The organism is Winogradskyella thalassocola (assembly GCF_900099995.1).
In the GTDB taxonomy this organism is placed as follows: Bacteria; Bacteroidota; Bacteroidia; order Flavobacteriales; family Flavobacteriaceae; genus Winogradskyella; species Winogradskyella thalassocola.
This window is the reverse complement of record NZ_FNCZ01000001.1, coordinates 165,424-191,890: the sequence shown is the minus strand read 5'-3', so window position 1 is coordinate 191,890 and position 26,467 is coordinate 165,424. Positions and strand designations below refer to the sequence as shown.

Annotated in this window: 23 protein-coding genes; 9 read left to right on the top strand and 14 right to left on the bottom strand. The window is 33.0% G+C overall.

The window, feature by feature from the left end:
• Entirely contained in the window at nucleotides 1-1,608 is a 1,608-nt protein-coding gene (locus tag BLT80_RS00785; protein WP_092465687.1) for a S41 family peptidase, read from the top strand.
• Here the strand turns inward: BLT80_RS00785 and BLT80_RS00780 are convergent.
• The 3 genes from BLT80_RS00780 to BLT80_RS00770 are packed head-to-tail and all read right to left on the bottom strand — an operon-like array spanning nucleotide 1,598 to nucleotide 3,001.
• Nucleotides 1,598-2,209: an FAD-dependent oxidoreductase gene (locus BLT80_RS00780; RefSeq protein ID WP_092465686.1), complete on the bottom strand. Its 612-nt coding sequence runs from the start codon at nucleotides 2,207-2,209 to the stop codon at nucleotides 1,598-1,600. The two genes, BLT80_RS00785 and BLT80_RS00780, sit on opposite strands and share 11 nt — an antisense overlap.
• Entirely contained in the window at nucleotides 2,209-2,409 is a 201-nt protein-coding gene (locus tag BLT80_RS00775) for a hypothetical protein (protein WP_092465685.1), read from the bottom strand. The genes BLT80_RS00780 and BLT80_RS00775 overlap by 1 nt, the downstream gene beginning before the upstream one ends.
• 10 nt (nucleotides 2,410-2,419) lie before the next feature.
• On the bottom strand, nucleotides 2,420-3,001 hold the full coding sequence (locus BLT80_RS00770; protein WP_092465684.1) for a MarC family protein: 582 nt from the start codon (nucleotides 2,999-3,001) through the stop codon (nucleotides 2,420-2,422).
• Nucleotides 3,002-3,172: 171 nt separating this feature from the next.
• Here BLT80_RS00770 and BLT80_RS00765 point away from each other — a divergent pair, with 171 nt between their 5' ends.
• Nucleotides 3,173-3,742, top strand: a complete 570-nt coding sequence (locus BLT80_RS00765) for a DUF3109 family protein (RefSeq protein ID WP_092465683.1) — start codon at nucleotides 3,173-3,175, stop codon at nucleotides 3,740-3,742.
• Nucleotides 3,743-3,777: 35 nt separating this feature from the next.
• On the opposite strand, the gene BLT80_RS00760 is transcribed toward BLT80_RS00765, so the two are convergent.
• Both BLT80_RS00760 and BLT80_RS00755 read right to left on the bottom strand, forming a co-directional pair.
• The gene (locus BLT80_RS00760; protein ID WP_092465682.1) at nucleotides 3,778-5,730 is read right to left on the bottom strand and encodes a tetratricopeptide repeat-containing sensor histidine kinase; all 1,953 of its coding nucleotides are present in this window, start codon (nucleotides 5,728-5,730) and stop codon (nucleotides 3,778-3,780) included.
• A gap of 3 nt (nucleotides 5,731-5,733) precedes the next feature.
• Entirely contained in the window at nucleotides 5,734-6,468 is a 735-nt protein-coding gene (locus BLT80_RS00755) for a LytR/AlgR family response regulator transcription factor (RefSeq protein WP_092465681.1), read from the bottom strand.
• Between the two features lie 814 nt (nucleotides 6,469-7,282).
• Between BLT80_RS00755 and BLT80_RS00750 the strand changes: the two genes are divergently transcribed.
• Both BLT80_RS00750 and BLT80_RS00745 read left to right on the top strand, forming a co-directional pair.
• Nucleotides 7,283-8,557, top strand: a complete 1,275-nt coding sequence (locus BLT80_RS00750) for a ribonucleotide-diphosphate reductase subunit beta (RefSeq protein ID WP_092465680.1) — start codon at nucleotides 7,283-7,285, stop codon at nucleotides 8,555-8,557.
• A gap of 30 nt (nucleotides 8,558-8,587) precedes the next feature.
• Nucleotides 8,588-10,384 (top strand): ribonucleoside-diphosphate reductase subunit alpha, encoded by a 1,797-nt coding sequence (locus BLT80_RS00745; RefSeq protein ID WP_092465679.1) that lies wholly within the window; start codon nucleotides 8,588-8,590, stop codon nucleotides 10,382-10,384.
• A gap of 680 nt (nucleotides 10,385-11,064) precedes the next feature.
• Here the strand turns inward: BLT80_RS00745 and BLT80_RS00740 are convergent.
• From BLT80_RS00740 to BLT80_RS00730, 3 genes are all read right to left on the bottom strand, one after another.
• The gene (locus BLT80_RS00740; protein ID WP_092465678.1) at nucleotides 11,065-11,784 is read right to left on the bottom strand and encodes a DUF6503 family protein; all 720 of its coding nucleotides are present in this window, start codon (nucleotides 11,782-11,784) and stop codon (nucleotides 11,065-11,067) included.
• Between the two features lie 111 nt (nucleotides 11,785-11,895).
• Nucleotides 11,896-12,747, bottom strand: coding sequence for an OmpA/MotB family protein (locus tag BLT80_RS00735; RefSeq protein WP_092466843.1), 852 nt, complete (start codon nucleotides 12,745-12,747; stop codon nucleotides 11,896-11,898).
• Nucleotides 12,748-13,009: 262 nt separating this feature from the next.
• The gene (locus BLT80_RS00730; protein WP_092465677.1) at nucleotides 13,010-15,307 is read right to left on the bottom strand and encodes an inorganic phosphate transporter; all 2,298 of its coding nucleotides are present in this window, start codon (nucleotides 15,305-15,307) and stop codon (nucleotides 13,010-13,012) included.
• 388 nt (nucleotides 15,308-15,695) lie between these two features.
• Here BLT80_RS00730 and BLT80_RS00725 point away from each other — a divergent pair, with 388 nt between their 5' ends.
• Complete coding sequence (locus BLT80_RS00725) at nucleotides 15,696-16,052, top strand: toxin-antitoxin system YwqK family antitoxin (protein WP_092465676.1); 357 nt, start codon at nucleotides 15,696-15,698, stop codon at nucleotides 16,050-16,052.
• 86 nt (nucleotides 16,053-16,138) lie between these two features.
• On the opposite strand, the gene BLT80_RS00720 is transcribed toward BLT80_RS00725, so the two are convergent.
• The gene (locus BLT80_RS00720) at nucleotides 16,139-18,964 is read right to left on the bottom strand and encodes a TonB-dependent receptor (RefSeq protein ID WP_092465675.1); all 2,826 of its coding nucleotides are present in this window, start codon (nucleotides 18,962-18,964) and stop codon (nucleotides 16,139-16,141) included.
• Between the two features lie 73 nt (nucleotides 18,965-19,037).
• Nucleotides 19,038-20,261 (bottom strand): hypothetical protein, encoded by a 1,224-nt coding sequence (locus BLT80_RS00715; protein ID WP_092465674.1) that lies wholly within the window; start codon nucleotides 20,259-20,261, stop codon nucleotides 19,038-19,040.
• Between the two features lie 233 nt (nucleotides 20,262-20,494).
• On the opposite strand from BLT80_RS00715, the gene BLT80_RS00710 reads away from it, so the two are divergent.
• Together BLT80_RS00710 and BLT80_RS19945 are read left to right on the top strand one after the other, a co-directional pair.
• Complete coding sequence (locus BLT80_RS00710) at nucleotides 20,495-21,835, top strand: deoxyguanosinetriphosphate triphosphohydrolase (RefSeq protein WP_092465673.1); 1,341 nt, start codon at nucleotides 20,495-20,497, stop codon at nucleotides 21,833-21,835.
• Between the two features lie 86 nt (nucleotides 21,836-21,921).
• Complete coding sequence (locus BLT80_RS19945; RefSeq protein ID WP_175455518.1) at nucleotides 21,922-22,092, top strand: hypothetical protein; 171 nt, start codon at nucleotides 21,922-21,924, stop codon at nucleotides 22,090-22,092.
• Here the strand turns inward: BLT80_RS19945 and BLT80_RS00705 are convergent.
• Together BLT80_RS00705 and BLT80_RS00700 are read right to left on the bottom strand one after the other, a co-directional pair.
• Nucleotides 22,066-23,850 (bottom strand): 1-deoxy-D-xylulose-5-phosphate synthase, encoded by a 1,785-nt coding sequence (locus tag BLT80_RS00705; RefSeq protein ID WP_092466842.1) that lies wholly within the window; start codon nucleotides 23,848-23,850, stop codon nucleotides 22,066-22,068. The genes BLT80_RS19945 and BLT80_RS00705 overlap by 27 nt on opposite strands.
• 22 nt (nucleotides 23,851-23,872) lie before the next feature.
• The gene (locus BLT80_RS00700) at nucleotides 23,873-24,799 is read right to left on the bottom strand and encodes an energy transducer TonB (RefSeq protein ID WP_092465672.1); all 927 of its coding nucleotides are present in this window, start codon (nucleotides 24,797-24,799) and stop codon (nucleotides 23,873-23,875) included.
• 79 nt (nucleotides 24,800-24,878) lie between these two features.
• Here BLT80_RS00700 and BLT80_RS00695 point away from each other — a divergent pair, with 79 nt between their 5' ends.
• On the top strand, nucleotides 24,879-25,328 hold the full coding sequence (locus BLT80_RS00695) for a nucleoside deaminase (protein ID WP_092465671.1): 450 nt from the start codon (nucleotides 24,879-24,881) through the stop codon (nucleotides 25,326-25,328).
• A 31-nt stretch (nucleotides 25,329-25,359) separates the two neighbouring features.
• Nucleotides 25,360-25,824 carry a protease complex subunit PrcB family protein gene (locus BLT80_RS00690; protein ID WP_092465670.1) on the top strand — a complete coding sequence of 155 codons (465 nt, stop codon included), beginning with the start codon at nucleotides 25,360-25,362 and terminating at the stop codon, nucleotides 25,822-25,824.
• 93 nt (nucleotides 25,825-25,917) lie between these two features.
• Here BLT80_RS00690 and BLT80_RS00685 read toward each other — a convergent pair whose 3' ends face one another.
• Nucleotides 25,918-26,109 (bottom strand): cold-shock protein, encoded by a 192-nt coding sequence (locus tag BLT80_RS00685; RefSeq protein ID WP_020898101.1) that lies wholly within the window; start codon nucleotides 26,107-26,109, stop codon nucleotides 25,918-25,920.
• Between the two features lie 100 nt (nucleotides 26,110-26,209).
• Nucleotides 26,210-26,458 carry a hypothetical protein gene (locus BLT80_RS00680; RefSeq protein WP_092465669.1) on the bottom strand — a complete coding sequence of 83 codons (249 nt, stop codon included), beginning with the start codon at nucleotides 26,456-26,458 and terminating at the stop codon, nucleotides 26,210-26,212.
• Nucleotides 26,459-26,467: the final 9 nt, after the last annotated feature.

Below are 26,467 nucleotides of genomic sequence, written 5' to 3'. Positions count from 1 at the left end.
ATGGCAACAAAAAATAAATATATACCACTTATTATTGGTGTTGCAATAGCAGCAGGAGTCATTATAGGTGGAAAACTGAATTTTTCTGACACATCAGATAATCTCTTTACCACAAATAGCAAAAAGGATAAACTCAATCGGTTAATAGATTATATCGATTACGAGTACGTCGAAGAGGTCAATACAGACAGTATTGTTGATGTTACTGTTAATGGTATTTTACATAATTTAGATCCACATTCAACGTATATTCCTAAAGAAGATTTAGAACGAATTACCGAAAACATGAAGGGTGATTTTGTTGGTATTGGCATTAATTTTTATGCTTATAAAGATAGTATTGCCGTAATTAGACCAACTGAATATGGTCCAAGTGAGCGTGCAGGTATTATGAGTGGAGATCGCATTCTGTTAGCTGACGGAGATACGCTATACGGTCCTAATATTTCTAATGATGATATAGGTGAGAAATTAAAAGGTGATAAAAACACCAATGTAAAACTTACGGTTTATAGGAAAGGTGAAGATGAGTTGTTAGAGTTTGATGTAAAACGAAAAGCTATTCCTATAAAAAGTATTGATGCAGCTTATATGCTTACTGATGATTTGGGATATATAAAAATGAATCGTTTTGCCGAGTCTACGTTTAAAGAATTTAAGTTAGCGCTCAATGAATTAAAGGATCTTGGAGCTACTAAATTGGCTTTAGATCTACGTGATAATCCTGGGGGATTTTTAGGTATAGCTGAGCAAATTGCTGACGAATTTTTAGAAGACGATAAGCTTATACTGTTTACAAAAGATAAAAGAGGAAAAGAAGAACGCATATACGCCACAAAACGAGGAGACTTTGAAGAAGGTGAGCTTTATATTCTCATTAATGAAAACTCTGCGTCTGCAAGTGAGGTAATTGCAGGTGCGCTTCAAGATAATGATAAAGGTATCATTGTGGGTAGACGGTCGTATGGAAAAGGTTTAGTACAACGCGAAATGGCCTTAGGTGATGGCAGTGCTGTGCGATTAACAGTGTCTAGATATTACACGCCAACAGGTCGTTCTATACAAAAGCCATATACCAATGGTGATAGTGAAAGTTATTATAATGATTATTATAAGCGTTTAAGAACTGGAGAATTGGCAGATGAGGAAAGTATCGTCGTTGATGACTCTTTAAAGTTTACCACACCAAAAGGAAAAGTGGTTTATGGAGGTGGAGGTATTATTCCTGATGTATTTGTGCCAATTGATCGTTTATTTGATAATGAAACGATTAATTATTTAAGACGACGTGGTCATTTTGGATATTTCGTTTTTGAAGAATTGGATAAAGATCGTACCATATATCAAGGTATTTCTAAATATGATTTTATTAATAATTTTGAAGTTAGTGATGATATTGTTGTGAACTTTCAAGAATATGTAAATCAAAGAGAGCGTACTAATATTTCTTTTGTAGCCTATAATGCTGAAATAAGACGATTGATAAAAGCAACCTTAGCACGTCAATTATTTGACGATAATGCGTTTGAGGAAATCTTAAATAAAGAAGATATTATGGTACAAGAAGTAATTCTTTTAAGTACAGAGTATCCTGATTTTAAGCAATAATCTTATCGTGAATTTTGGTTTGCTTTCCATCATTCCAAAGTGTTAAAATATCGGTTGCCACATGTGCACCACTTCCACTAGCAATAGCAAATTGACTACGCCAACCGGCTAAAGTTCCAGCTACGTACAAGTTTTTTTCAATAAGATGATCTGTGTTTTTTAGCCAAATTCTATCTTTCTCAATAGCAGCTCTTGGATGTGGTTCTATATAGCTTTCGAGACCTTCTATGGTCATTAAATTGGTGTAACCAACAGCAATGACAACAATCTTAGAATAATAGCTGTTTTTATTAGTAGTCACTATAAAACCATCCTTGTCTTTCTGTATAGCACTAACTTTTTCATTTTCAATTTGAGAAACATGTGGATAGATGGTGCTCAATTGTGATTTGCCTTCCGTTAAAATATCTGAGCCTAAAGTACCAGGTTGTAATCCTAAAACATTATTAAACAAAGCAGTTTGTAGGTGCGATGTTTTTTGGTGCATTATAATACCAATATGTTTGCCTTCTGCGAAAGGTTTGTTTTTTGCAGATCCTAAAACTAAAGCACAAGATAATCCTGCTGCACCACCACCAATAATTAAAGCATCAAAATCCATTAGCGACGTTTACTTAATTTTTCAATTTTTTTAGAAATTCTTAAAATTTGCAATAATATAAGTGCACAAAGCGCAGCCACAATTGTTATTAATGCTGTTTGGCTTTCTCCGTCTAAGAGTGCATCAAAATTTAGCTTTGTCGTATTAAAAATGATAAGCGCTAATGCAATGACCGATAGAATAAGTGTAAATACTTTCATGTTTAAAAATTTAAGCCAGTAAAGCTTTAATGTTATGCGCAAATAATTTTACTGCGATGGCTAACAAAATTACACCAAATATTTTTCTTATAATGTTAATTCCATTCGCACCTATGATGCGTTCAATTTTTGAAGACGTTTTTAGTACAATATAAATAACAATCACATTGCTAATTACAGCAACAATAATGTTTTCGATAGCAAATTCTGCACGTAACGATAATAACGTTGTTAGAGTTCCTGGACCTGCCATTAACGGGAATGCCAATGGAAAAACAGAAGCGGTAACAGCACTATGTTCATCATCTTTGTAAAGGGTAATGCCTAAAACCATTTCTAAGGCAATAAAGAATATAACAAAGGCACCGGCAACTGCAAATGAGTTGACATCAATACCGATAAGGCTTAATAAACTTTTCCCAACAAAGAGAAAAATAATCATTATTACACCAGCAATTATAGAGGCTTTTCCACTTTGAATATGACCCACTTTTTTACGAAGATCTATAATAATTGGAATGTTTCCAATGATATCGATAACCGCAAAAAGAATCATGAAAGCTGTAAATATTTCTTTAAAATTAAGTTGCATTTTTCTAGTATTTTAAATCTTTTATAACTTCTAAAACTTGGCTATAAGTTATTGGTTTTTAATCGCTTAATAGCTAAATTTCAGTATGGTTTTTGAAATTTTTTGCAAAGGTGCGATATTATTAAAGATTTTCAATAGAAAATTGCGGTTAAGTTTAAGTATTTTTGCGGCATGTTTCAACTCGGAAAAACCATAGTCTCAGAAGATATTATAGAAAAGGATTTTGTTTGTAATCTCTCAGCGTGTAAAGGTGCCTGTTGTATCGACGGTGATGCAGGTGCTCCTTTAGAAAAAGCGGAGGTCAAAATCTTAGAAGATATCTATCCATTAGTAAAACCATTTCTTCGTAAAGAAGGTATCGATGCTATTGAAGCCCAAGGGACTTCAATAACGACCGATTTTGGTGATTTTGAAACGCCATTAATTAATGGTGCAGATTGTGCTTATGTCATTTTCGATGAGAAGAAAACAGCACTTTGCGCCATAGAAGAAGCTTACAATCAAGGAGAAATTAAATGGAAGAAACCTGTGTCTTGTCATTTGTATCCAATACGAATAAGAGAGTATACGGAGTTCTCTGGTGTTAATTATGATAAGTGGGAAATTTGTGATGATGCCTGTTCTTTGGGTAAAGAATTACAAGTGCCTGTTTACAAATTTGTAAAGGAAGCGCTTATTAGAAAATTTGGTGAGGATTGGTATGCTGAATTAGAAAAGGTAGCCGAAACTTATAAACGATAAGCTTCGTTTATCGTTATTCCTAGTATTAAACTTCGTTAGCTTATAAATTGAGTCTTTAATTTTGTAGGTATCTTTAAGATTATTTTAGTGCCAGACGGTTTTTCGTTTTCGTATAAATCTTCAATGTCTAAAGTATATGAATTTTGAAATGATTCTGAGAAATTAGCCAATCGTGCTTTTGTGATATCTATTCCAACTGAATTTCGTTCAAGTCGTTTTCTGTCATTTATTTTTTTTGATGCAAGTCTGCCAATGCCATTATCGATAATTTCAACAGTGATAAAATTAGGTGAGTTTTTACTAACACTTAAGGTTATTTTTTTGTTGTTAGATTTAGAAGATAAGCCATGCCATAAAGAGTTTTCTAAAAAAGGTTGAAGCACCAAAGAGGGTAATTTTATGATTTCTGTATTAATAGAAGGATCTACTGTAATAGTGAAATCAATTTCATTTGAAAACCGAATGTTTTCGATATTCATATATAACTTCATGGTTTCGAGCTCATCATTAAGTGAGGTCTCTTTTTCCTTTGATGCCATTAAAATCTTTCGGATGAGTTTCGAAAATTTGTTGAGGTAATAAACAGCGTTAGTTTTATCATTATTAATGATATAAAGCTTTATAGAATTTAGGGAGTTAAATATAAAATGAGGATTCATTTGACTTCGCAACATATCTTGTTCTAAGGTTAATATATGTTTATCTCTCCTTAAGGCTTTTGTTCTATGGATAATAAAAAGTGCGACACCTATAATTCCTAAGAGTAGGGACGTGTAGAGCAAAATCTGTTTATTTCGCTCTAATCGTAGACGCACGGATTCATTTTCTAGAGCTAAAGCTTTTATTTGATTGTTTTTATTTTCGTTTTCATATTCAATAGCAATGTCATTAACATATTGCAAGTTTTGCTCTGTTAAAAAGGTGTTTTCAATTTCAACAGCATCTTTGTAATACTTTAAGGCATCCTTGAAGTTATTGTTCTTCTGATTAACTTCAGATAATAATTTGCTCGACTCAGCAACAGTTGATTTTAAATTATAAGAATTGGCAATGTTGAGTGCCTTTTTTAAGTTTTGCTCAGCAGATATGAGTTGGTTTGTTTCGGTTTCTAATTGACCAAGGTTGAGGTATGAAGCTGAAATGTAGTACTGATCATCTATGCTCAGGGCTTTTTCTAATGCGGCTAAAATGATAGGTTTTGCATCTTTATAATTGCCTAGTTTTAAATAAATACGTCCTATACTATTAAAACAAATAACACGACCAATCTCAGAATCAATACTATTATTATAATCTAATGATATCTGATAATTAGAGAGTGCAGTGTCTAGAAAACCTTTTGCTTCTTCTGCATAACCAATGTTGTGATAATTAATGGCAAGCCCCAATTTATTGTCGAATTTTTTTTCAATTTTGAGTGATTTGTTAAATTGGATAAGGGCTAAATCATATTGCTTTAAGGCTAGATAAATATTACCAATACTGTTTTGAGATATGGCTATACTTCGAGTTATTGATTCAGAAGGAGTAATAACGGAATAAGCAATTTTTAACGCTTCTGTGTGGTAGTCTAATGCAAGTTTAACAATGTCCATGCGTCTGTATACCACACCAATCATATTCAAACTCATGATTTTTAACTCGTCACTTTTTGCTTTTTCGGCGTAAGTTTCCGCTTCTTCATGAAGTAGTAGAGATTCATCGTAATTAGAAACATCTCTTTGCATTACACCTAATGCGTTAAGTGCATAACTAGAGCCTTCATACCAAGATGTTTCCTTAGACATGTTTAATAAACGTGTCATTTTTACACTATCGCGTTCAAAGGGTTTTAAAAGGGAATCTATTATGGTTTGTTGTGAAGGCTTATTTTTTTGAACATAATTTATGGCATTTTCAAAACTAGCTGACTGTGCAGAACCATTAGACGTATAAAGGAAAAAAAGAATACAAAGACTTATCAGTTTATGCGTAAAAAAATATTTCATAAACTATAATTTTTCTAAAAAATCTGATTTTCGTTGTCTTGCTACAGGAATTTTATGATCACTATCCATAATAACGTAACCTTCATTTTTTATAAATGCTTTTATTTTGTTAAGGTTAATAATGTAAGAGTTGTGAATTCGAAAGAAGTAATGCTCTGGTAAAATAGCATCAACTTCTTTTAGTTTTTTAGTGATCACTATTTTTTTGTGATTTTGTAAGTATAGTGTACTATAATTACCGTCAGATTCAATGTAAATGATATCATCAATATCTAAAAAGAGTAATTTTCCATCCGTATTAATAGTAATCTTTTTTCTATCGAATTGTGTATTAAAGTTAACGAGCATACGCTCTAACTTTAAGGAGTTAATTGTGCGATCACTGTGTTTTTTTATTTTTGAGATGCAGTCTCTTAAATCATCTGAGTCTATAGGTTTTAATAAGTAGTCTGTAGCTTCGTGTTTTAAAGCTTTGATAGCATATTCGTCATAGGCTGTGGTGATTACAACAGCAAAGTTAATGGCGTTGAGTTGCTCTAAAAATTGAAAGCCTCCAATAGTTGGCATTTGGATATCTAAAAACAAACAATCTGGTGTGTTAGAATTTAAATACGCTAAGGCTTCATCCGGATTCGTAAAAGAGGCCATAACCTCTATTTCTTCACTAAAATTGCTGATTTCCCAAATTAAACTTTGGATAGCTTTTGGCTCATCATCTACAATTACTGCTTTTAACATGCTGATAAATTATTAAATATAAATATAGGAATATATTGATTGCTTAGAATGTTATTATGTATGCAATGCATGGTTTTGTGTATAGAGTGTAAAAAAATGGTAGAACCATTTATACACTATTTTTTACCATTTATACATTACGGGATGAAAGGGTCGGGAAATAAAATGATATTTGTGTAATGAAATTAACCAAAAGTTATAGCAAATTAGGGGTTTGCTTTTTGGTTTTTTAGCTATTAATGAGCAAAACGTTAGAGTCGTAAAAACTCTAACCTTTCATTACTGTGTTAATTTGTAATAAATAATTATATAATTGTTTATTATTAGTTTTAGTTAGTTATTAGGGAAAAAAGAGCGTTATGTCAACGCTCTTTTTTGGTGCTTAATTCTAACGAGATTTATTTGTCTAACCTCCAATAAACTCGGTTGCTAACCATGATTTTAACACGATAAAACCTACATTTTTTTTAAAGCTATTTTTATCTTAATCTACTGATATATAGTTATTTGTATTAAATTTAGATGATTTTCTTTTTTATTAGGCTATAAACAGATTTGTTAAGAACTTGTTGACAATGTTTATAAAATTACCTTTCATTTTTAATGACAATTGTCAATCTTTGTTGGGAGCAAAATAAAATAGATTTTTCTAGTTTTTTTAGATTGAAAAAAGTGCTAAAAAATCCTTTTTTTATAAAATTCGCCCCTTTATTTCAATAGAGGAAAAACATAAAACGTTTAACGGATTCACCAATATGTTTAGAGTGATTTAAAATCACTCTAATGACTAGATAGGCTTTAAATTAAAAGAAATATGGAGATTACTCAGATTATTAAAAGAGATTATGAAACAAGTCCGTTTGTTTTAAATAAAATCACAAATGCTATTGAAAAAGCAATGCTTTCTGTAGGAAATGGTAGCAAAGAAGACGCTAATACTATTTCTGTTAATGTGTTGCAAACTTTATTAGAAAGAAAAGGAAGAGATCATAATTACTTACCTACTGTAGAAGAGGTTCAAGATCTTGTTGAAGAAAAATTAATGACAAGCTCTTTTCCTAGTGTTGCAAAAGCATACATATTATATAGAGACGAACAAGCGAGAAGTAGAAAAACGAATATTTTTGAAAAGCGTATTAACTTAAAGCCTTATGAGTATCCTGAGCTTAATGAATATGTAGATGCAATTAGACATTCGTACTGGATTCATTCTGAATTTAATTTCACTAGTGATATTCAAGATTTTAAAACAAGATTGACAGTAGTGGAGCAGAATGCTATTAAAAATACCATGCTTGCTATTTCTCAAATTGAGGTTGCCGTAAAATCATTTTGGGGTGAGATTTATAACAAAATGCCTAAGCCAGAAATCGGATCTGTAGGAGCAACGTTTGCAGAAAGTGAAGTACGTCATCATGATGCTTACTCACATTTATTAGAAATATTAGGTCTTAACAACGAATTTAAAAACTTGAAGAAAAAGCCGGTAATAATGAGACGTGTTCATTATTTAGAAACCGCTTTAAAGAATGCTAAAAGTGAAGACAATAAAGAATATGCAGAGTCAATTTTATTATTCTCTCTATTTATTGAGCATGTGTCTTTATTCTCTCAGTTTTTAATCATCATGGCTTTTAACAAACATAAGAACATGCTTAAAGGTGTTTCTAATGTGGTTGAAGCAACTTCAAAAGAAGAGCAAATTCACGGTGATTTCGGAATTGATATCATCAAAATCATTAAAAATGAAAATCCAACATGGTTTGATGCAGAGCATAGCACTCTAGTAAGAGACTTATGTAAAGAAGCTTTTGACTCTGAAAGCAAACTTGTGGATTGGATTTTTGAAGCAGGAGAACTAGAGTTCTTACCTAAAGATGTTATTAATGAGTTTATTAAAAACAGATTTAATAATTCATTAGAAAGCATCGGCATCGAAAAAGTATTTGATGTAGATGAAAAATTATTAGTGCAAACCGAATGGTTTGATGACGAAATTATAGGAACAAAACATGGAGATTTCTTTGTGAAGCGTTCTATAAACTATGCAAAGAGACAAAAAAGTGTAACCGGAGACGACCTATTTTAATACGACCTAATTTAATCCATTAACGACCCTATGAACCAAGACATCAAAGACAAAGTGATTCAAGAATCAACAACAACAACAACAACAACATCTAGCCACGATGAATTAATTAAAGCTAGAAAAGAAGCAATTAAAGAAGCTAAAGTAGAACCAGAAATTAAATGGTTAACTGAGCATAGTCGTCAATTTTTAGCCTCTGGTTACCTTACAGGTGATACAACACCAGAAGAACGTATTAGAGAAATTGCTAACAACGCAGAGAAAATATTAGGTATTGATGGTTTTGCAGATAAGTTCTATGGCTATATGGCTGAAGGGTATTACTCATTAGCATCTCCAGTGTGGTCAAACTTTGGAAAAAAACGTGGCTTACCAATTAGTTGTTTTGGTTCGCATATTTCTGATGATATGGGAGATATTCTTTATACACAATCGGAAGTAGGAATGATGTCTAAATTAGGAGGTGGTACTTCTGGTTATTTTGGAAAACTTCGTCATAGAGGTGCCCCTGTAAAAAATAACGGTGAGTCTTCTGGGGCCGTACACATTATGCAATTGTTTGAAAAAATGGTTGATGTTGTAAGTCAAGGGTCAGTGAGAAGAGGTCGTTTTTCGCCATACTTACCTATCGATCATCAAGATATTCACGAGTTTTTAGAAATAGGAACAGAAGGAAATCCAATACAAGAACTTACTCATGGTGTTACTGTTGGTAATGAGTGGATGCAAGAAATGATTGATGGTGATGCTGATAAAAGGGCTATTTGGGCAAAAGTATTACAACGTAGAGGAGAGATAGGATATCCTTATATCTTCTTTAGAGACAATGCTAATAATAATGCTCCAGATGCTTATAGAAATAATAAACATGAGATTTACGCGAGTAACTTATGTTCAGAAATTATGTTACCTACAAACGATCGTTGGTCTTTTGTTTGTGTATTGTCTTCTATAAACTTATTACATTATGATAAGTGGAAAGATACTGATGCTGTTGAAACCATGGTATATTTCTTAGATGCGGTATTAGAAGAGTTTATTACCAAATTAGAAGTGTATAGGGATTCTGATAGCCGTGACGATAGACATACATTTATGTTTATGGAGAAGGCTTATAATTTTGCTAAAGAAAACAGAGCTTTAGGTTTAGGTGCTTTAGGATGGCATTCATTACTACAATCTAAAATGGTAGGTTTTGATAGTAAAGAAGCATTCGATTTAAACAGTGAAATCTTTAAAACGATTAAAGATAAATCGGTTAAAGCATCAGAAGAATTAGCTAAGTTATTTGGTGAGCCAGAAGTATTAAAAGGTTACGGAAGACGTAATACAACTTTAAATGCTGTGGCACCAACAACATCTTCAGCCTTTATCTTAGGGCAGGTATCACAAGGTATTGAGCCAATTTGGTCTAACAGTTATGTAAAGGATATTGCGAAAATAAAAACCACAATTAAAAACCCTTATTTAGTAGCACTTTTAAAAGAAAAAGGCATGAATACTAGTGAGGTGTGGAAGAGCATTAGAGATTATGATGGTTCTGTACAGCATTTAGAAGGACTTACAGATCATGAAAAAGATGTGTTTAAAACCTATTCTGAAATCGATCAAATGACGATTATTTACCAGGCAGCAAATAGACAAAACCATATCGATCAAGGACAGTCTATTAATATTATGGTACATCCAGATATGCCAGTAAAAGATATTAATAAAATCTATGTGACGGCTTGGCAATTAGGTGTAAAATCATTGTACTACCAACACAGTATGAATGCAGCACAGAAGTTTAAGCAAAAGAAAGAATGTTCTAGCTGTGAAGGGTAATAAATTGCTGCGAAGGCAGTAATCTCTCATAATAAAAATTAAAACCACTCTACTGTAGAGTGGTTTTTTAAGGCAAAATTTTAAAGTGCTATCTTGAGCTTAAGATGTTGAAATACAGGTTATTGAAATAAATTTTAATTAAAAAATATTTTAACACGTTTACTAGTGGGATTATGGAGAAATAGATAAAGAAAAGTAAGTATAATTAGATTAAAGATTAGAAAATAAATATTAACCTTAAAACTATATATCAGATGAAACTAGAAAAAACAGGTCATAGCCCTTAGGCCTTTAGTTAAGGGTTTTTAATTTTATCGCATTAATATGGGTAAAAATAAAAAAAACCATCCACGATGGTGGATGGTATTTGAAACAGAGATTAAACTAATAGTGAAATTAGCAGTTAGTCTAATCGTGATGTGGCTACTTTAGCTACACCCCTTGACCAAAGTGGCAAGGTGAATTTTTTAAACAATTAATTTAGAGAAGTCTTTTGTTCCCGCAATAGACTTTTCGCTTTTAAAAGCGTTACAAAAGTACTATATATTTGTTGTACTCATCTAGTAATAATAAATTATTTTTTAATATTATTATAGCTAATGGGCTTAGTATCATTATTAATGATAAATTCTAATTCTGTTAAAAACATGTATTTTCTTAAGTCTTTATTCTAAAAAATACTAACCCTCAACCAAAGTATCCGTCCCCAAATACTTATCCGCTTTATTATAATACCAAGCTCTTACTTTAGTGATTTTAATACCATTTAAGAGCGTTTCTTCCGAAAGCAATATATATTCACCACTATCTGGTTTCTCTTTACCATGCTCATCTGTTTTAAAGAACTGATAGATTTCCATGGCATACGTCTTCGGGTTAAAGTAAAAATACCAAACATCACTACCTACGGCTTCATCATACGTCACTTTTAAAACCAAATACGTTTTTCCTTTAAAAGTTTTCTTTTCAACCGTATCATTAAGATTGGTGCCTGCATCTTTCAACTTCATTGGTAAACCGTATAAATACGAATAGTAGTTTTTGTAGAGTGTGGCTCTATCGCAAGTCATGTTTTTGTCTTTCGCTTTAAGGCTGTCTAAAACTTTACCGTTATACTGCATTTGGCATTTGCCTTTATCTAATATATACGTCGTGGTTACGGTATCTTTTGTGGCTGTTACTTTGAAATATTCAGCAGGTAAGTTAATAGAAATAACACTAGTGCGTTTTGGGGCCGTTGGCATCGTCATCACAAAGGTAAACGTATCATTAAAGCTTGGCCAATTACCATTTGGGTCGTGATACGCAATGGCGTTTTTTAATAACTCTTGCGATGATATATCTTGGCTAAAACCAGGCATAGATATAAAGCAGACTAATAATGCGAAAAAAGATTTCATAATTTTTTTTTTTTTTCTACAAAATACAACTTAACAAACAAAAAAAGCATCCAATGCCGAATTGTTCGGGAGGATGCTTTTTTAATTTTACCCATAAATAGGTTAATGGATTTATTTTGCTTCCATCATAGCAAAGAACTTATCAATGTTTGGCATTAAAATAATACGTGTTCTACGGTTTTTAGCTCTATTGACATTATTGTCATTTTCAACTAATGGTTGGTAGCTACTACGTCCAGAAGCAATTAATTGTTCTGGTGCAACTTTAAATTGATTTTGTAATTTTCTTACTACAGAAGTTGCACGTAATACACTTAAATCCCAGTTATCTGCAATTTTATCCGTGTTTATACTTCTAGAATCAGTATGACCTTCTACCATCACATCTAAGCTAGGCTCAGAATTAATGACGTCAGCTAATTTCTTTAAAATCTTATCCGCTTTGTTACCAACTCTGTAACTTGCTGTGTTAAATAACATATCATCAGCAATAGAAATCATAACAACAGTTTCATTAATATCGATTACGATATCTTCATCTTCGTTAAGATCGCTAGTGTTCATTGCTTTGCTTAAGTTGTGCTGTATCGCTAAGTTCATAGAATCTTTTAACGTTTTTGCACCTGCTAATTTCTCTGGACTAACGTTTTTAAGCGTTTCGCGCATTTTTTCTTTACTTGCTCCAGAAGCTACAGTACCATCTTCAGATACCTGAAATTTTGCTTTGTTATCAATAGTTAAACCTTCAACATCTTCATTTAAAGATTGAATCTTAGAATTGTATTGGTTAACACGTGCTTCAATAACAGCAAACTTATTTTCTAAATCTTCTTTTTCTACTCTTGTCTTAGTAAGTTCACTTACGGTTTCACCGTGTTGTTGTTCTAATTCTAAGTATTTTTTCTTAGATACACATGAACTTAATATAACAGCGGTTACTAAAAGGATTGAAATTTTCTTCATATTATGGTTTTTGGTTATTATTGTTTTAAAGTCATATATACGATTAAAGGTTGCCTTTGGATGTTGAATGTTGAAAATATTTAACATTAATAGCTGTTTATTGATATAAATTTAGCTTGCGATTTAAAGCTGGAGTTTTTGGAATTCCGATCTAACTTACTGAATAAGACAGCTTTGTTTGGCTGTCTTAAGGGGTGTTTAAAAAAAAAGCTTCAAATCGTATGAAGACTTGAAGCTTTTTAAAAAAGATGAAATAGAGGAACTACTCTTCTTCAATATGTATAGTTGCTGGCTCTACCGAACTATCATGCGAGTTATAATACTCTTCTAATAGATTCATGGTTGCCGTTAGCAAATCTTTAGTTTCTAGAAGTAAACTGAAATATAATGTTGTGTTCTTTGGACTAGATTCTTCAGTTCTCGTTCTTGCGACTTGTTTCGCAATTTTATCGGTTACCATATCGAACACTTCTTTTTTGCGTTTAATGATGGTGCCAATTTGCTCAAACGAATGCGAATCGAAAGCTGTTTTTGTGTCATTGAATAATTCTTCAAGAGCCAAGTCGATTTCCTTCAATTCTTTAATCTGGCTAAATTTAAGCTTCTTATGATTGTTGTGAATATGCTTATGACTGGTTTTAGAGATGTACTCTAATGATTGCGTCATATCTTGTAAATAGCCTAGAATATTAATGTAGAAACTACTAGCACGTAAACTGGTTTCGTCTAAGTTCTTAATAAAATAGAATATATTATCTCTTAGGATATCAACTTCGTCAGAGAGTTTGGTAACCTGTTTTTTATTCTTTTTAAGTAAAGTTAAATCTTGTTTTGCCAAACCTTCTATGGCATTAGTGTAAATTCTGTTTCCACGTTTTACAACGTTAGAAATGTTTTCTGCACTTTCTAAAATAACACCTTGTACAGAGCTACTTCCTGCCTTTGTTAAGCTATCTTCAGCTATTATGCCTTTAGATTTTTTGTTATGAGCCATTGAGCTACGGATTAATAATCCAATAGCAGCCAATAACAAAATTGGGAACATAACCTCTAAATTAAGGTTTAGTAAATAGGCTACTAATGCAGCTGCAGCAAAGGCGCTGAATGCTGTAAAAAACCATCCTCCAATCACATTGATAACTCCAGCTACTCTATAAACAGCACTTTCTGCTCCCCAAGCTCTATCTGCTAAAGACGATCCCATAGCAACCATAAAGGTAACATAGGTTGTGGATAAAGGTAATTTCCATGACGTTGCTATAGAAATTAAAACAGCTGCAACCATTAAGTTGATGGCCGCTCTAACCATATCAAAAGCAGGTAAATCTGCTGCTTTTACTTTCTTAGACACTTTTGGTGCTTCAAATTGTTTATCTATTCTGTCTTCCCAAGATTTTGGTAATATATAAGAGGACATTTGAGACATTGCCATAGCGCTTCTAACAAATCCTCTAGATAAAAAGTTAGGCTGAAAACGCTCTTCTGTATCCCCTTGACTAGACAGGTCTAATGACGTTTTTACAACGTTTTTAGCTTTGCTAGAAAACCATAATGTTAATACCATAATCATTCCTGCACCAAATAATAACCAGTTGTTTGTTGGTACTTTTTCGGCAAGGACTGTCATTGGGAAATTTTCGGCTGCCAATCCAGATGCTGTCCAAGCTTCAAAAGCATTAAACGCAGCAACAGGCACTCCAATAAAGTTTACTAAATCGTTTCCTGCAAAGGCTAATGCTAAAGCGAATGTACCAACTATAATAATTAATTTATAGATGTTAGTCTTTAAAAAGGTTATTAAAAGAAAAGAAAGTAAAGACCAAAATACAGAGCTTGCGGCTAATATGGCTAACACATTATGTTCTAAGAATTCCTTCATGGTTTCACCATTTAGAAGTTCATAATTCTGATTAGCGTAAGAGGTTCCTTTTAAGCCCTTTATAAAGATGAAATATGTTATGGAAGTTAGCGCTATACCACCAAAGATGGCGCCAACCCAATTTGCTTTTTGTTCAAAGTTATATGATAATAATAATCTGGCAAACCATTGTACAACAGCACCAATTGTAAATGCGACGACGACAGAGAGCAGTATTCCTAAAATAATTTCGGTTGCTTTAGACGTATTAATATAATCGACAACATCTGAGACACTTCCACTTGCATGACCCACTTTTATCAAGGCCATAGCTACAGAGGCGCCAAGTAATTCGAATACAATTGAAACCGTTGTTGAGGTTGGTAATCCAATAGTATTGAAAAAATCGAGTAGTAAAATATCAGTTATCATTACCGCCATGAAAATAATCATGATTTCATTAAACATAAATTCACTAGGATTAAATATGCCTTTACGGGCAACTTCCATCATTCCACTAGAGAATATGGCACCTACAGCAACACCTACACTAGCAATTATAACTACTGTTTTAAAGGAAATAGCTTTAGACCCAATTGCTGAGTTTAAAAAATTAACAGCATCATTACTTACTCCGACTACCAAATCGGCAACGGCCAAAATGGCTAAAGCAATGATCATTAATAAATAAATATTATCCATAATTCTTAGTTCAAAATAAATGTGTAAATATCTTTATATGGTTTTAGGTGTATGTTACCTAAACGTTATTATTAAAAGTGATAGCGAACTAAAAAAGGTTGCGTAAGAATTGTCGTTTTTAAAGGTGAACCAAAATGAACGTATTAATTATGTGGTTTAGAACAAGCTGTAGGTTAGTTGATTAGTGTCAGCGGATGTAAGCTGAAATCAGTGATTTGGTTCTGTCCGATAACGCTTGTGTTACGATATGAATTTCTACGAAATACTTATATGTTTGTAAATCAGTAAATTAAATTTCTAATGTTAACTAAATGTTATGTAAATATTGTCTAAATGTAAAATAAGTGTTATATTCGTGAGGCAATTATTAATTAATACCCAAATAAAGATGAAAAAGATTGTTATACTATTAGTAATGTTGAGTGTAGGATTCACGTATGCTCAAAATAAAACGACTCCAAAATTAGAAAAGAAAGGTGAGCTAACCATTGCAACATTTTTTCATGATAATGGACAAGTTCAACAAACAGGTACCTATAATGCTGATGGCAAGTTGCAGGGAGAATGGACTAGTTTTGATTCAGAAGGAAATAAATTGGCAGTAGCAACATATGATGCTGGTAAAAAAGTAGGGAAGTGGTTCTTTTGGGGAGATAATTCTTTAAAAGAAGTAGATTATAAAGATAATGCCATTGTAACTGTTGTGGAATGGTCTAATGATAGAACCATAGTATCGAGAGATTAAATAGATATCTGGTTAAATAAAGTTAAAGGAAAAAGAGCTGTAATATAGTGTTACAGCTCTTTTTGTATATAACATTTAATGTGTTTCTATAAATTCATACTATAGCCTAAGCTAAAGGTGGTCCCTGGGTTTCTTGAAGAAAAGTTAGCGCTAACATCTCCATAAGATTCATACTGACTTAAGCGGTCATCGTTTAAAATATTATCTATTTTTAAACTTAGTTTAGAGCGGTTATCTTTTCCAAAACTCTTAGATAGATTAAAATTTAAACTGTTGAAAGATTGGGTATATACATCAGGGTTTTGACCAAAACCAACAACTTCTAAAGTTTTACCTTGTACGTTATAAAATACTCCAGTTTCAAAACCAGACTCTGAGTTATTATAGTTAAGACCTACATTCACTAAAAATGGGGATTGCCCTTGTAGTTCACGTGTGTCGTCAATAGTCTCTCCATCTCTTGCAAATTGTTGTCTAGACTCGTACTCTTGTCCTTCTCCTTTAGCCATTTCAATTTCAGATTGAATAATTGAAACGTTAACATTTAAACTTAGGTCCGCTAAAGATTCTGAAATAAAGTTGAAGTTTTTACGACCTTCAAACTCTAAACCTAGTACTTGCGCTTCAGGTGAGTTTCTTGGTGTAAATTGATTAGGAGCTACATAAGAATAAGCTACTAATTCAATAGGATCTTTAAATCTTTTGTAAAATGCACTTACCGCAAACATTTGCGCTTTCTCTCCAAAGAACTCGTATCTCGCATCAAAGTTATTAATGTAAGACGGCTGTAAGTCTATATTACCTAAAAAGATAAGTCCGGTTAATAAATCTGAAATTTGTACCACCGAAGATTCTTTAAAACTAGGTCTCGCTACGGTACGGAAATAAGATAAACGGATATTAGATTTTTCGCTTGCTTCATAGATAAAGTTTGCAGATGGAAATAAATCTAATTCATCTATAGTTTGTTCGTTATCATAAATTTCACTTCCCGAATTGTTTTGTCCTGTAAAAAACGTCGTAAAGTACTCTGCACGAACACCGATAATAGATTTTAATTTCTCTGTAATCTTAAATTCATTAGAGACATAAGCAGCTATGGTGTTTTGTGTAGACTCATAAGAGTTTGCGGGTTCAAAGTTTCCGCGGATATAAGAACCAGAATTGGTCTCAGGTGTCCAGATATTACTAGGATCTAAAATCGCATTAGGATCTCCGTTGAAATCTGAAGTCGTTACGGCTCTAAAAGCAACTTCATACTTATAAATATCATAATTACGTTGTTTGTAACTTCCTAAAGCCCCAAATTTGAGAGCAGCCTGGTTATCAAATAAGTCATACTTCTTTGTGAAATCTACCTTTGCAGTGGCATTAAATTCTTCTAAGTCTCTCCATAAACGTTGTGGAAATCCAGCATCAGAACTAATACTTGTGGACCCATCATTGTTCAAAATAAAAGTGGTTAATCTCACGTCTTTATCATAAACACGACTAAAGCTAGGAGAAACCTTCCATTCGGTAACAAAATCATTTTCTATATCGTTATGCTGACCACCAATTAAAAAGTTAGTTAAGGAACGTTGTGTGTATTCTAAGTTGTCTTTATCTACATCAATATCATTAGATATTTCTGTATTTTGTCTAAATAATGCAGCTCTGCTTTCTCCACTTTGTATGTGTAAGACATTAAAATTGTATTTAGCGTTATCCGTCTTATAAGATAAACCAACTAATCCGCTTAATAAAACATTGTTTTCTCCTAAATCACCAATTTGTCTACGATCAAATCGTAATGCGTTGATACTACGATCTTCATTTTTTTGGTAAACTCCATTTTCGAAACCTTCATAAAATAAGGTTTCGTTTTTATAATTTAAAGAGGCAATTAAACCTAATCGATTCTCTCCAACATCAAATTGGTTTCCATAATTAAAACCAAAGCTAAAGTTTGGTAAGCTTGTTTCGCGCTCAGTAGCTAAAGTGCTATTAAACGAACGTGTAATGCCTTCTAAACTAGAGTTGTCACCCGACGCCGGATTCGGGACAGAAGTTGTAGACGAAATTGGTAAATCTCTATCTCCTCCATCAAAACCAAGAAAATCGGTACCGCTACCTTTGTAAGTAACATAGTTAGAATTAAATGTCATATCAGGATTGTAGCTTGTAGAAAGTGAAAAGCTCATCGATTTTTGTGATGGGAAATCTTTAGTGATAATGTCTACAACACCTCCAGTGAAATCTGCAGGTAAATCCGCAGATCCTGATTTAATGACAATAATGTTTTCTAAAATATTAGTTGGAAATACATCCATTTGAACAGTGTTCTTATCAGGATCGAGACCCGGAATATCCATACCGTTTAAAATGGATTTTGTGTAACGATCTCCTAAACCTCTTACATAGACAAATTTACCGCCTTGTACAGAAACACCAGGTACGCTCTTAATAGCAGAAGCAATATCGCTTGCTCCAGCTTTTTTTATACTTTCAATAGAAAGACCATCTAGTAAAACAGCAGAATTACGTTGAAGATTTAATACGGACTCTTCTGTGTTTCTACGTGCTGATGTTGTAATTACAACTTCGCTTAATGCAGAAGACGATGGATTTAAAGTGACATTAAGCTCTAACACTTTATCAGCTTCTATTATGACATCTGTGATAACTTTAGTTTCATAGCCAACAAATGAATATACTAAGGTATAGGTCCCTTCATCTAATGTTAATTTATATTCACCATCAAAATCTGTTGTAGAGCCTGTAGCGGAATTTTGAACCACGACGTTAGCAAAAGGAAGCACATCGTTAAACTCACCGTCAAAAATTTTACCAGTTACAGTTCCTGTTTGTTGTGCTGATAAGAAAGAAAAAGATAATAAGATTGCAAAAAATAGAGATATAGACTTAATCATTTTAATATGATTTTAAAATATACAAAATGTCCGAAAGTAATTTCCGGACATTTTGAGAATTATGTTTGTTAGTTTAGAATGCGTTTTGAGACGCTGCATATGTCCAACCAAATACACTTGTGTTAGCACCAGTTGATGCTTGTGTTTCAGTGATAGCTGTAGCGTTATCAGTGAATTTTGTTTGGTTTGCATCTGCTTGAATGATATCCTCAAGAGCAACTCCTGTAGGTAAAATAATTTCCCAGTTAGAAAATGCTAATCTATCATTTGCAAATTCTGTATGTGAGTCATCACCACTAATTCTTACTGTAGATTCAGTTCCAAAGTTGTAAACTAAAATATTATTTAAGTTAACAATTAAACCATCTCTACAATCTGCGATATAGCTAGAGGTTGTAGGATCACCAATTAAAGTAATATTGCTCATTGTATAACCATCTTCTGTTGCCGCAGATCCTTCAGGACCATCTAATTCTAATGCGCTACCAGATTCACTTCCTTGAATAACTAAGGCGTTATTTACAGATCCAGACCAAGCTTGATCAGCATCTAAACCATCATCACCATTACCCCAAGTAATTAAGTTGGTTGCATTTACAGTTCCACCGAACCACTCAAAACCATCATCTTGGTTTGCAACAACTTCAATATGATCTATTACTGTTCCGTTACCAACTCCTCCCATTGTAACACCGTTAATTTCATTGTCAGACCCGATAGTAATACCACCATGTCTTACTGAAATGTACTTATATACACCTGAGTTATCATTAGCATCCGTACCACCATATTGACCGTAAGGCTCAGTTGCAGGAATACCTTCTATTTGTGCGGTTTCAACATCTCCACTAACAGAGATAGGTGCACGACCTAAGATGATTAATCCACCCCAAAGACCTGTATCGTTTTGGTTAAGGTTTGTTCCTGTGTTTTGTCCAAAAGAAATGTTGTCTAATTCCGATGTCATTATAATTGGTGCAGTTGCTGTTCCGTTAGCAATAACTTTACCACCTTGGTCAACAACTAAAGCAGACGCTAATGATTCTTGTCCTTCAGCACCTTTAATAATAGTACCCGCTTCTATCGTTAAAGTTACACCATCGTTAACGACTACTTTTCCATTTAATAAGTAGATGTTGTTAGATGTCCATGTTTCATCTGCAGTTAGAATACCTGATTTCAGGATTAATTCATTAGAATCTCCTCCGTCATCAGTAGTGTTATCATCATCACTACTACAGTTAAATGCAATTAAAGAAAATGTAAGTAAGAAAAATAAATTTTTAATTGTTTTCATTTTGTTTTTATCATTAAATGTTATGCCGCAAAGAAAACATGATTAACTAACTTGTAGGTTAATTGAAAATTAAAGGTTTGTAATGAAAAGGTTAGTGGAGTGTTAGCTTAGTATTAAGGCAATTTATATTAAGGAAACAATTAGCTAACATTGAAATTTGTTTTATCTAACTAGGCATTATATAATTAATTGTATACCGATTTATTTATCTTGCATCTTATAAGACTTAAACTATGAATTGGGAACAACTACTCTCCTTAAAGCGCTTTGGCGATACTAATAAAAGATTAAGAAAAGAACAAGATGAAACGCGTTTGGGTTTTGAGGTTGATTATGACCGTATTATATTCTCTTCGGAATTTAGAGGACTTCAAGATAAAACCCAAGTGGTGCCTTTATCGAAAACCGATTTTGTACATACTCGCTTAACACATAGTTTAGAAGTAAGTGTTGTTGGACGGTCTTTAGGTCGTAAAGTTGGCCAGTTATTATTAAAGAAGCATCCGCAATTAGAAAATGTTCATGGGTATAAAATGAATGATTTTGGTGCCATTGTTGCGGCAGCGGCTTTAGCGCACGATATTGGAAATCCACCTTTTGGCCATTCTGGTGAAAAAGCGATTGGGTCTTATTTTAAAGATGGAAGTGGAGCTGAGTTTAAAAAGCACTTAACCGATAAAGAATATCAAGATTTATGTGATTTTGAAGGTAATGCTAATGGATTTAAAATATTAACTGAAAGCCGAGAAGGTAGAGAAGGAGGTTTAAGATTAAGTTATGCGACTCTAGGAGCATTTACAAAGTATCCTAAAGAATCGTTACCTAAAAAGCCAACCAATCATATTGTAGATAAAAAATATGGGTTCTTTCAAAGTGAAAAAACCATGTTCGAAACTATAGCTTCCGAATTGGGTTTAGCAAAACGAAGTGATGAGCATGCCAGCTATCAACGCCATCCTTTGGCTTTTTTGGTGGAAGCCGCTGATGATATCTGTTATACAATTATTGATTTTGAAGATGGAATTAATCTTGGACTCATTGAAGAAGAGTATGCTTTAGAATACCTAATCAATTTGGTTAGAGGCAGTATTAAAACAGAGAACTATCATGCCTTAAAAACTACTGAAGATCGCGTAAGTTATTTGCGTGCATTAGCTATTGGAAGATTAATCGATGAAGCAGCTTCTTTGTTTATGAAACATGAAGAAGACATTTTAGCGGGTAAATTTGAAACCGCTTTGCTAGATGTAAGTCAGTATAAAGCGCAAATCAAGGATATTATTAATATTAGTATCAAAAATGTGTACCGTTCTAAAGAAGTCATAAATAAAGAGATTGCTGGGTATAAAATTTTGAATCAGCTATTAGAATCATTTGGGGAAATGGCATATCATTGTTTTGAAGATAAGATGTCTAATTACGATGAATTGTTATATAGTATATTGCCAGAGACCGTTAAGCTTAATAATGAATCGTTATATAAAAACCTGTTAGCTGTATGTTTATATATTTCAAAGTTATCAGATACTAATGCCATGTTATTGCATAAAAAACTCCAAGGTCAAATATTGTAAGAGTGCATTTCATCGAATAAATTTGTTTTTTAGCGATAATAGTGTTTTATTTACTTCATAATCAGCCCTCAGTAAAATACCTACTTATGAAAAATAATATACTTGGAGGACTTGTCATTTTTATGGTTGTGGTGACTTGTCTGCTTATGTTAGACGACATTTCAAGCAAAAGTTTAGAACAAACAACTTACGAAACAATTAAGACAGAGAAGGTTGAAACCAATTCAGATTTAGCTATTCTTGAGAGTGAAGAATAAATCTTCAACGTCTTTTTTAATAGATGGGGTATCTAATTTCTGTAAGTGCATTAATTGGTCAGTAGTTCCATGTTCAATAAATTGATCTTCAATACCTAAAGTTACAATTTTTTGTTTGTAGTTATTGTTATTGGCAAAGGTTAGAATAGAACTTCCAAAACCGCCAATTATAGTGCCATCCTCAATGGTAATTATTGCTTCATGTGTTTTAAACACCTCATGTAGTAAGCGTTCATCTAAAGGTTTTACAAATTGCATATCATAGTGGCCAATGGCCTCTTTTTGATCTATAGATAAAATAACTTCCTCAATTGTTTTAGCAATAGTACCAATAGATAGTATCGCAATTTGGGTTCCTGTTTTTAGACAGATACCTTTACCGATTTCAATAGCTTTAAATGGTTTTTTCCAATCTAATAGATGACCACGACCTCTTGGATAACGAATAGCAATTGGGAAATCAATACCTAATTGAACCGTGTACATTATGTTTCTGAGTGCTATGGCATCTCTTGGTGAGAAAATCACCAAATTAGGAATACAATTAAGATAGGCTAAATCGAAAACGCCATGATGTGTAGCTCCATCTTCACCCACCAATCCGGCTCGATCCAAACAAAAAATAACGGGTAAATTTTGTAAAGCCACATCGTGTATAATCTGGTCATAAGCGCGTTGCAAAAAGGTGGAATAGATATTACAAAATGGAATAAGACCTTGAGTTGCCATTCCAGCTGCAAGCGTCACGGCGTGTTGTTCTGCAATACCCACATCAAAAGCACGATCAGGAATTGTTTCCATCATATATTTTAACGAACTACCTGTTGGCATTGCGGGAGTAATACCTACAATTTTATTGTTTTTTAAAGCCAATTCTACAATCGTCTCACCAAACACATCTTGAAATTTAGGTGGCTGCTTCAACTCTGATTTTATGGGAAGTTCACCTGTTTTGGCATCAAACTTTCCTGGTGCATGATATTTTACTTGGTCTAATTCGGCTTGCTTTAAACCTTTACCTTTGGTGGTAATAATATGTAAGAACTTAGGCCCTTTTACGGTTTTAAGTCGTTTTAGTTCTGAAAGGAGCAAAGGTAAATCGTGACCATCAATAGGTCCAGAATAATTAAAGTTTAAAGCCTCAAAAATATTGTCTTGCTTTTCAGTTCCTTTTTTTACGTTGGTTAAATATTGTTTTAAGGCACCAACGCTAGGATCTATACCAATGGCATTATCATTTAAGATAACGAGTAAATTAACATCTGTAACTCCGGCATGGTTTAAGCCTTCAAAAGCCATTCCGCTAGCAATAGAAGCATCGCCAATTACAGCAATATGGTGTTTGTCTTCTCCTTTTAGTTGAGAGGCAATTGCCATTCCTAAAGCTGCCGAAATTGAGGTTGATGAATGTCCGACTCCAAAAGCGTCATATTCACTTTCACTGCGCTTTGGAAAACCACTTATACCACCAAGTTGTCTATTGGTGTCAAAAATGTCTTTTCTTCCGGTTAAGATTTTATGTCCGTAAGCTTGGTGTCCAACATCCCAAATGAGTTGATCTTTTGGTGTGTTAAAAATATAATGCAAAGCAATAGTCAATTCTACGACGCCTAAACTCGCTCCTAAATGGCCTTCTTTTGTTGCGACAATATTAATAATGAAGTGGCGCAACTCTTGGGCAAGTTGAGGTAAGTCTTCGGGCTTAAGATGTCGTAAATCTTTTGGTAGATTGATATGTTTTAAAAGCTCATTATTCACCACACAAAAATACGAGATTTTATTAGTCTTCGATTAAAAAGACTATTGGTAAAGTATAAATAGCAGCTACATTTTGGTTGCGTTGTTTTGCAGGTTTGAATTTTGGTAAAAGTTTAATCACTCTTTTGGCTTCATTCTCTAATTCCGGATGGGATGATTTTCTTATATTGATATCTACTACATCTCCATTTACATCTATCTTAAACTGAGTAAAAATGCGTTGCTTGCCTTTTAAACCAAGCTTTTCAGCAATTTCAATATTAAAATTGTCGGTAATGATTTTTGAAATGTGTTTAGATAGGTATTCTTTCTTTTCTGATTTAGATAATGAATCTGGTGTGTGTGTAAATTCTGCAACGTCTTCAATTATATGTCCAAAAACAATGTCTTCATCTGGTTTTGGAGGTTCAATAAGACCAACAACATCAATCACTTCGATAACATCTCCCATGATAGGAGGAATTGGACTTGCCTGAACCTGAATTGGATCTGATGGTTTTGGGATGGTAGTAGTTTTAGAAGAATCAATAATAATTTTAGAAGCTGTAAGCTCTAGGATTTGAATTGATTTAGCATCAAGAGTAGAAATAACTTCAATAGTGTCAATTTTCTTAGTATTACCATTTTCATCAGAACAATTTAATAGCGACGTTCCCATGGTAATCAACAAGGCTAAAAAGAATAATTTATGAAAACTCCGTTGTTGCTGAATGATGTGTTGTGGAATCTCAATGCGAATCTGTTCTAATTGAGACACCTTAAAGCGCCCACAAAATTTTGCACCAGTATTTACGGCCAAATAATCTTGAACCTCTTGTTTTGGCATTTTAGTAAAATCGATTACTGATTTTGAGCACGATTGGCAAAAGCGTCCTTGCTCATTCGGTGTCATTTTAGACCAATCTTCGTGGCATGGTTTTGGAATCGAAATGGAGTAGTGTGTTTTCATGACCAATAGCTTTGTTTTTAGACATCAAATTTCTTGCCGCAATGATTTAAAATAATTTTGAAATCGTATTTTTACAACTATGATAAACCCATTTGACGATACTTATTTTATGAGAAAAGCACTTCAGGAAGCTGAGGCTGCTTTTGAAAAAGGTGAAATTCCGGTTGGCGCAGTAATTGTAGTAGAAGATAGAATCATAGCACGCACGCATAATCTCACCGAATTATTAAACGATGTAACCGCACATGCAGAAATGCAAGCCATTACATCTGCCGCTAATTTTTTAGGTGGGAAATATTTAAACAAATGCTCCCTATACGTCACTTTAGAACCTTGCCAAATGTGTGCTGGTGCGTTGTATTGGAGTCAGATTTCTAAAATAGTTTATGGCACTTCGGACGACCAAAGAGGTTTTAAAACTATGGGAACACAATTGCATCCTAAAACAGAAGTGATTGGTGGCATTTTAGCAAAAGAAGCTTCTGCATTAATGAAACGTTTTTTTATTGAAAAGCGTAACTTGAATTAAGACAATTTTAGATTTTAAATAGAGATTAATTATGAAAATACAAGCCCTAATACTATTATCGTTGGTATTTGTTTTGAATTGTAAAAGCAATAAAATTGAAGAAAATAATGCTAAAATGAAACATTCAGAACTTACTTTAATTGCCAAAGGAAATCTTTACGGTGCTGGAGAAGAAGGTATCGCTAAGCAAAATACTGTTATAGAAAATCAGAGTGATTGGGAGCAATTAATAGCTCAAATGAATAAAGTAAACAACGTTTCAGAGAGTTTTACCGAAACTAAAATTGATTTTTCAGAATATACCATTATTGCAGTATTCAATGACGTAAAAGGTAGTGGAGGGAATAGTATTAAATTAGATATTTCTACAACTTCTGAAAACACGTTAGTTGTTGTGAAGTACATTAGTCCTACCGGAAATGCGACTAGTGTAATGACGCAACCTTATTATATTACTAAGATTCCGAAAACGGATTTACCTGTTGTGTTTCAGTAGATTGGCAGAACGACTGATAGTGAACACCTAAAACATTGAGCAAAAAAAAACGCTCAACCATTGGTTGAGCGTTGAAACTTGTAAGATATATACTTATAGCACTTGCACGTTTGCAGCTACTAATCCTTTTCTTCCTTCTTCTTCGTCGTACTCTACTGTGTCTCCTTCGCGTAATTCTACGCCATTAAGGTTTGATACATGTACGAAGATGTCTTTTCCTGTTTCTTCGTTGGTAATGAATCCAAATCCTTTTGAATCATTAAAAAATTTAACTGTTCCAGTCATTATAATATAAATAAAAATTAAAGTACAAAGATAAAATAAAAATCCAATGTTAAAAAATTGTTTTTTGTTTTATAGTCTTTTTCTTGCGTTAAAACTTATTCTATTCCTTTTTTAAATCGTGTTGATTCTCACGCATTTTATCAAGATTCTCTTTAGTAAGCATATAGTCTTTAATGTCTTTATCTTTCCATCTGTAGTAAGAAAACAACGGAAAAACAATAAAGAATAAACCAAGAACTCCAAAGCCTATAAGTTTTTGATTGTATTCTATCTCTAAAATTAAGCCACAAACGATGCTCGAAAATGAAGCTAAAAAGGCAATAAACGTTATAATTTTTATAGGTTTCATTTGAGTGAA

What these genes read in the sequence shown, in the direction of transcription:
- BLT80_RS00785 (WP_092465687.1), top strand. Translation starts at nt 1, where the DNA reads ATGGCAACAAAAAATAAATATATACCACTTATTATTGGTGTTGCAATA.
- BLT80_RS00780 (WP_092465686.1), bottom strand. Translation starts at nt 2,209, where the DNA reads ATGGATTTTGATGCTTTAATTATTGGTGGTGGTGCAGCAGGATTATCT.
- BLT80_RS00775 (WP_092465685.1), bottom strand. Translation starts at nt 2,409, where the DNA reads ATGAAAGTATTTACACTTATTCTATCGGTCATTGCATTAGCGCTTATC.
- BLT80_RS00770 (WP_092465684.1), bottom strand. Translation starts at nt 3,001, where the DNA reads ATGCAACTTAATTTTAAAGAAATATTTACAGCTTTCATGATTCTTTTT.
- BLT80_RS00765 (WP_092465683.1), top strand. Translation starts at nt 3,173, where the DNA reads ATGTTTCAACTCGGAAAAACCATAGTCTCAGAAGATATTATAGAAAAG.
- BLT80_RS00760 (WP_092465682.1), bottom strand. Translation starts at nt 5,730, where the DNA reads ATGAAATATTTTTTTACGCATAAACTGATAAGTCTTTGTATTCTTTTT.
- BLT80_RS00755 (WP_092465681.1), bottom strand. Translation starts at nt 6,468, where the DNA reads ATGTTAAAAGCAGTAATTGTAGATGATGAGCCAAAAGCTATCCAAAGT.
- BLT80_RS00750 (WP_092465680.1), top strand. Translation starts at nt 7,283, where the DNA reads ATGGAGATTACTCAGATTATTAAAAGAGATTATGAAACAAGTCCGTTT.
- BLT80_RS00745 (WP_092465679.1), top strand. Translation starts at nt 8,588, where the DNA reads ATGAACCAAGACATCAAAGACAAAGTGATTCAAGAATCAACAACAACA.
- BLT80_RS00740 (WP_092465678.1), bottom strand. Translation starts at nt 11,784, where the DNA reads ATGAAATCTTTTTTCGCATTATTAGTCTGCTTTATATCTATGCCTGGT.
- BLT80_RS00735 (WP_092466843.1), bottom strand. Translation starts at nt 12,747, where the DNA reads ATGAAGAAAATTTCAATCCTTTTAGTAACCGCTGTTATATTAAGTTCA.
- BLT80_RS00730 (WP_092465677.1), bottom strand. Translation starts at nt 15,307, where the DNA reads ATGGATAATATTTATTTATTAATGATCATTGCTTTAGCCATTTTGGCC.
- BLT80_RS00725 (WP_092465676.1), top strand. Translation starts at nt 15,696, where the DNA reads ATGAAAAAGATTGTTATACTATTAGTAATGTTGAGTGTAGGATTCACG.
- BLT80_RS00720 (WP_092465675.1), bottom strand. Translation starts at nt 18,964, where the DNA reads ATGATTAAGTCTATATCTCTATTTTTTGCAATCTTATTATCTTTTTCT.
- BLT80_RS00715 (WP_092465674.1), bottom strand. Translation starts at nt 20,261, where the DNA reads ATGAAAACAATTAAAAATTTATTTTTCTTACTTACATTTTCTTTAATT.
- BLT80_RS00710 (WP_092465673.1), top strand. Translation starts at nt 20,495, where the DNA reads ATGAATTGGGAACAACTACTCTCCTTAAAGCGCTTTGGCGATACTAAT.
- BLT80_RS19945 (WP_175455518.1), top strand. Translation starts at nt 21,922, where the DNA reads ATGAAAAATAATATACTTGGAGGACTTGTCATTTTTATGGTTGTGGTG.
- BLT80_RS00700 (WP_092465672.1), bottom strand. Translation starts at nt 24,799, where the DNA reads ATGAAAACACACTACTCCATTTCGATTCCAAAACCATGCCACGAAGAT.
- BLT80_RS00695 (WP_092465671.1), top strand. Translation starts at nt 24,879, where the DNA reads ATGATAAACCCATTTGACGATACTTATTTTATGAGAAAAGCACTTCAG.
- BLT80_RS00690 (WP_092465670.1), top strand. Translation starts at nt 25,360, where the DNA reads ATGAAAATACAAGCCCTAATACTATTATCGTTGGTATTTGTTTTGAAT.
- BLT80_RS00685 (WP_020898101.1), bottom strand. Translation starts at nt 26,109, where the DNA reads ATGACTGGAACAGTTAAATTTTTTAATGATTCAAAAGGATTTGGATTC.
- BLT80_RS00680 (WP_092465669.1), bottom strand. Translation starts at nt 26,458, where the DNA reads ATGAAACCTATAAAAATTATAACGTTTATTGCCTTTTTAGCTTCATTT.